Annotated in this window: 5 protein-coding genes; 4 read left to right on the forward strand and 1 reads right to left on the reverse strand. The window is 35.8% G+C overall.

Annotation, left to right across the window (positions count from 1 at the left end; translation table 11 throughout):
• On the reverse strand, positions 1-373 hold a 373-nt coding region (locus A2003_RS13640; protein ID WP_286687497.1), incomplete at its 3' end, for a LysR family transcriptional regulator.
• Positions 374-481: 108 nt separating this feature from the next.
• On the opposite strand from A2003_RS13640, the gene A2003_RS13645 reads away from it, so the two are divergent.
• The 4 genes from A2003_RS13645 (at position 482) to A2003_RS13660 (ending at position 4,067) form a co-directional block, all read left to right on the forward strand.
• Positions 482-1,336: an MBL fold metallo-hydrolase gene (locus A2003_RS13645; protein ID WP_286687498.1), complete on the forward strand. Its 855-nt coding sequence runs from the start codon at positions 482-484 to the stop codon at positions 1,334-1,336.
• 389 nt (positions 1,337-1,725) lie between these two features.
• Positions 1,726-1,962: a hypothetical protein gene (locus A2003_RS13650; protein ID WP_004914451.1), complete on the forward strand. Its 237-nt coding sequence runs from the start codon at positions 1,726-1,728 to the stop codon at positions 1,960-1,962.
• Between the two features lie 355 nt (positions 1,963-2,317).
• Positions 2,318-3,388 carry an alpha/beta hydrolase gene (locus A2003_RS13655; protein WP_205673191.1) on the forward strand — a complete coding sequence of 357 codons (1,071 nt, stop codon included), beginning with the start codon at positions 2,318-2,320 and terminating at the stop codon, positions 3,386-3,388.
• Positions 3,389-3,518: 130 nt separating this feature from the next.
• Positions 3,519-4,067, forward strand: coding sequence for a peptidylprolyl isomerase (locus A2003_RS13660; RefSeq protein WP_286687499.1), 549 nt, complete (start codon positions 3,519-3,521; stop codon positions 4,065-4,067).
• Positions 4,068-4,279 lie beyond the last annotated feature (212 nt).

Below are 4,279 nucleotides of genomic sequence, written 5' to 3' on the forward strand. Positions count from 1 at the left end.
AATACACATCAAAATGAATGTGTGGATATAATTTTTTAAATTGCTTAATGCATTCATTTACCCCAAGTTGAAACAAAAATAAACCACAAGTAAAACGGATCGTACCACTATGCTGTTCAGGTGCAGCCAAACCTTCAAGCAACTGTTGCTGCTGTAAAATATTCTCACAATAGACCAAGGCTTTTTCACCCGCAGGGGTAAGAGAAACTTTACGTGTATTACGCTGAAATAGACGAGTAGAAAAGGTTTGTTCCAAGTGTTCAAGATAGCGTGACACCATCGCTTTCGAATAGTCTAAATGTTCTGCTGCTTTACTCAAATTGCCTTGTTGAGCAATACATACAAAAACTTGAATGGCTTTTAAAGTATCCATATAGAATTCTTATTGTTGCAATTTATGCAACATTTTATCTTAATTTAGGGTGTTTATTTGGCAATAATTGCAACTTAAAGTGTTTCTTATCAGATAGGAGACATATTCATGAATATCAAATCATTCACACTTGCACTTACTGCATTAGCGGCAACATCAACAAGCTTTGTACAGGACTTAAAAATTCAGAACTTCCTAGCAAAGCCTGAACATTTTGGCGTGACTTCAACATTAATTGAAGGTGACAAAGAAGTCTTACTGGTCAATGCGCAATTTTCTAAATCGGAAGCTTTACGTATTGCGGCAGATATTTTAGACAGCGGTAAAACTTTAAAAACAATTTTTGTCAGTTACGGTGACCCTGACTTCTATTTTGGCTTAGATGTATTTAAACAATATTTCCCAAACGTGCAAATCATTGCAACTCCTGAAACGGTAAAACATATTCAAGATACTCAGGCTTTAAAAGTTGCTTATTGGGGACCCAAAATGGGAGCCAATGCACCGAGTCAAATTATTGTTCTGCAAGCGTATACTGCTAAGACCTTAAAATTTGAAAATGAAAATATCGAGATTAAGGGAAAAAATGAGCTGACTTATTTGTGGATTCCAAGTGCTAAAGCAGTTGTAGGCGGTATTCCAGTCTCTTCTGGGATTCATTTATGGATGGCGGATACTCCTACAACAAAAGATCGTAACGAAGTGGTACAGGCATTAGAAAGTATCAAATCATTAAAACCGAATGTAGTCGTTCCTGCACATATGAAAGCGAGTGCAGCAGAAGGATTGGATGCAGTTAACTTTTCTATCGATTATTTGAAGCAATATGAGAAAGCAGCAAAAGTTACGAAAACATCGACTGATTTAATTCAAATGATGCAAAAAGAATATCCAACTTTAAGCGAATCAAGCAGTCTGGAATTAGGTGCTAAAGTGGTAAAAGGTGAAATGCAGTGGCCTTAAATTCGCTGTAAACGAAGAAAGCCGTGATTAATTTTCACGATTTTTTTATTTTTAATACATCTATTGTTAACTCAAACTTTTTAATTGTAAGTTTTTAGCAGTGTTAATAGCACTTTGTATAAATGATAAATATTGAAGATAAGACTATATTTGTATGATCTGATCCGAATCGTATCGCAGAAAAATAATAAATTATAAACATTTAATCTAATTCAAAGGATTGAAAAATTAAGTGAATGCTCATCTAAACTGATTTAATAAAAATTGCAAAACAATACGGCTTAAACAACAAACTGCAACCAATCCTCACCACGTTCATCGAAAAAATTGTGAATCATAGGCAACGCAAAGACAACTTTGCTTTTTGTCATAATGAAAGGAAATATACAATGAAAAAGTTAGCCCTAATCTCTATGGTTGTGTCTGGTGTTGCATTCACAGCTGTAGGTTGTTCAACACAAGGTGGTCTTGATGCTTCTGGTTCAGCACAAACCAGTGTTAGCCCTTCAGGCGTACAAGGTGGCGTAGGTGTACAAGCGGGTTCATCTGTTGATGTTCAACCTGGTGGCGCTTCAGCAGGTGTTTCTGGTTCTGTTTCAGGCTCAGCAGATGCTTCGGCACAATAATTTCTTCGTTCTTGAGTAAAAGATATGATTAATTGGTGTGATAGATGCCCAATCCAATTGATCAAAATGTACTGCTATACATCATCAATTTACTCGCTAAGAACAAATGGATCTTGATCCAGAGGATGAGAGTGAATAGAAAAAACTCTCATCCTTTAATGACGCTCATGAAGCATTTTTTGACATAGATTGGCAAAATAATCAGTTTGGATTAAGCAGAATAGTTAATGACTTTTTAAGCTTAGCTCTTTAGCGTACATCATATTTTTGAAATCTTGATCTTGATCTCTGGCTTTATAAAAGCATATAGTCGGAAAGAACAAGAATTATGAACAGTGCGATAAAGGGGACAAACGTGACAGCATTACCTCAGAAAATTCAAACGATTTTAGATAAAGGACAAGGTACAGCTGCACGTGCATTAGATAAACTTCCTAAAATAGTTCAAGAATCTCTCGCAAAAGTTTTAGGTTATCCTTATCAATATCCTGACTTAGACGCCTTTACCAAGTGCTTAATGGCGGTGCAAATTAAACAAGGGCGTATAGGGTTTATCGGGGAAGATCCAATTGAATCACGCCGCCAGTTTGATGCACAAATGTTGGCTATCCTAAACAAAGCGACACAGATTGAATCGGTAGAAGACATTCGATTACCTTTACAAAGTGGAACAGTCTTCGCTAGACATTATCATCCTGCACCCAATAAAAAACTACCTATGATCTTGTTCTATCATGGTGGTGGTTTTGTGGTTGGTGGATTGGATACTCATGATGAGGTGTGTCGACTCATTGCCAAATATGCCAAAGTACAGGTATTAAGTATCGATTATCCACTTGCACCTGAAGCTTCTCCGCAGCTTTTAATCAAATCATGTGAAGATGCATTAGCATGGGTCTATCAGAATCGTCGACAATTAAAGATTTATAAAAATAGAATTGCTGTTGCTGGTGATAGTGCAGGCGGAAATATCAGTACAGTCGTTGCACAACACACAGCTGGTAAATCTTATGCTCCACAAGCTCAGTTACTTATATATCCAGTTGTAGACTTCAAAAGTAGACATCCATCATTTTATGCATATGGTGAAGGGTTGGTATTGACGAGTAAGGATGTTGATTATGTTACTCAGTATTATGCGACTCAACACAACATCGCTTTGGATAATCCACTGATCTCTCCAACCTATGGTAATTTGAGAAAGCTAGCACCTGCATATGTTATTACAGCTGGGCATGACTTGCTTCATGATGAAGGGGAAATTTACAGCCATAAATTGAGACAAAGCGGAGTTAAAGTTCAATATGTAGATTATCCAGATCAAACACATGGATTTATCAATTTGACACCTATTTCTAGCAAGGCTAAGCGCAATACAATCGAAATAGCCAAGAACTTTAGAAAATTTTGGGATAAACATAGCTGATTCAAAAAATGCCGATGTTTCACGTGGAACATCGGCATCCTTTAATTAACAATTAGAAATAGCAAAATTATAGATAGAAAACTAAAATCGGTACCCATTCTAAATAGACTTTAAATTGAGAACAGTAATCATGAAAAAACTATTCCTCGCAACCAGTTTGGTTTTAGCAAGTAGTCAGCTATTTGCAAATACAATTATTGATATGAAAACCTCAATGGGGAATATTGAAATTGAACTTTTTAATGATAAAGCACCCGTATCAGCAAAAAATTTTGAGAGTTATGTAAAAAGTAACTTTTATGCTGGAACCATTTTTCATCGAGTCATCCCAGGATTTATGATTCAAGGTGGGGGGATGGATGCCAATATGATTGAGAAGGCAACTAAAACTCCAATTATTAATGAGGCAAATAATGGTCTCAAAAATGCAAGGGGAACTTTAGCAATGGCACGCACGAATGATCCTAATTCTGCCACGAGTCAATTTTTTATTAATGTTGCTGATAATAGCTTCTTGAATCGTTCAGCTATGGATGCAGGTTATGCCGTATTTGGTAAAGTCACCAAAGGAATGAATGTTGTTGATAAAATCGTAAATGTGCCTACAGGTAATTATGGAATGCATCAAAATGTACCAAAGCAACCGATTAAAATTATCAGTGTGCAAATAAAGAAATAACGAATAAATTAAAAGAAAATTTAATTTATTTGTTTAAATTCAATATTTTAATGTGGTTTTCACTGTGTTTTTATGGGTGTTGTGGGTAAAAAAACAACACTCGTCACAATCTTTTTCTAAAAACACTTGCGCACCAAAAAAAACCTCCTATAATGCACACATCCCGACGCAATGAAGCAAATAACTTAGCTTTAAACGGTTAAGTTGATTAA

The organism is Acinetobacter sp. GWC1_38_13 (genome assembly GCF_001767535.1).
GTDB classification, from domain to species: domain Bacteria; phylum Pseudomonadota; class Gammaproteobacteria; order Pseudomonadales; family Moraxellaceae; genus Acinetobacter; species Acinetobacter junii.

Excerpts from the sequence above, each read along its gene's own strand:
- A2003_RS13645 (WP_286687498.1), top strand. The coding sequence starts at position 482 with ATGAATATCAAATCATTCACACTTGCACTTACTGCATTAGCGGCAACA.
- A2003_RS13660 (WP_286687499.1), top strand. The coding sequence starts at position 3,519 with ATGAAAAAACTATTCCTCGCAACCAGTTTGGTTTTAGCAAGTAGTCAG.
- A2003_RS13650 (WP_004914451.1), top strand. The coding sequence starts at position 1,726 with ATGAAAAAGTTAGCCCTAATCTCTATGGTTGTGTCTGGTGTTGCATTC.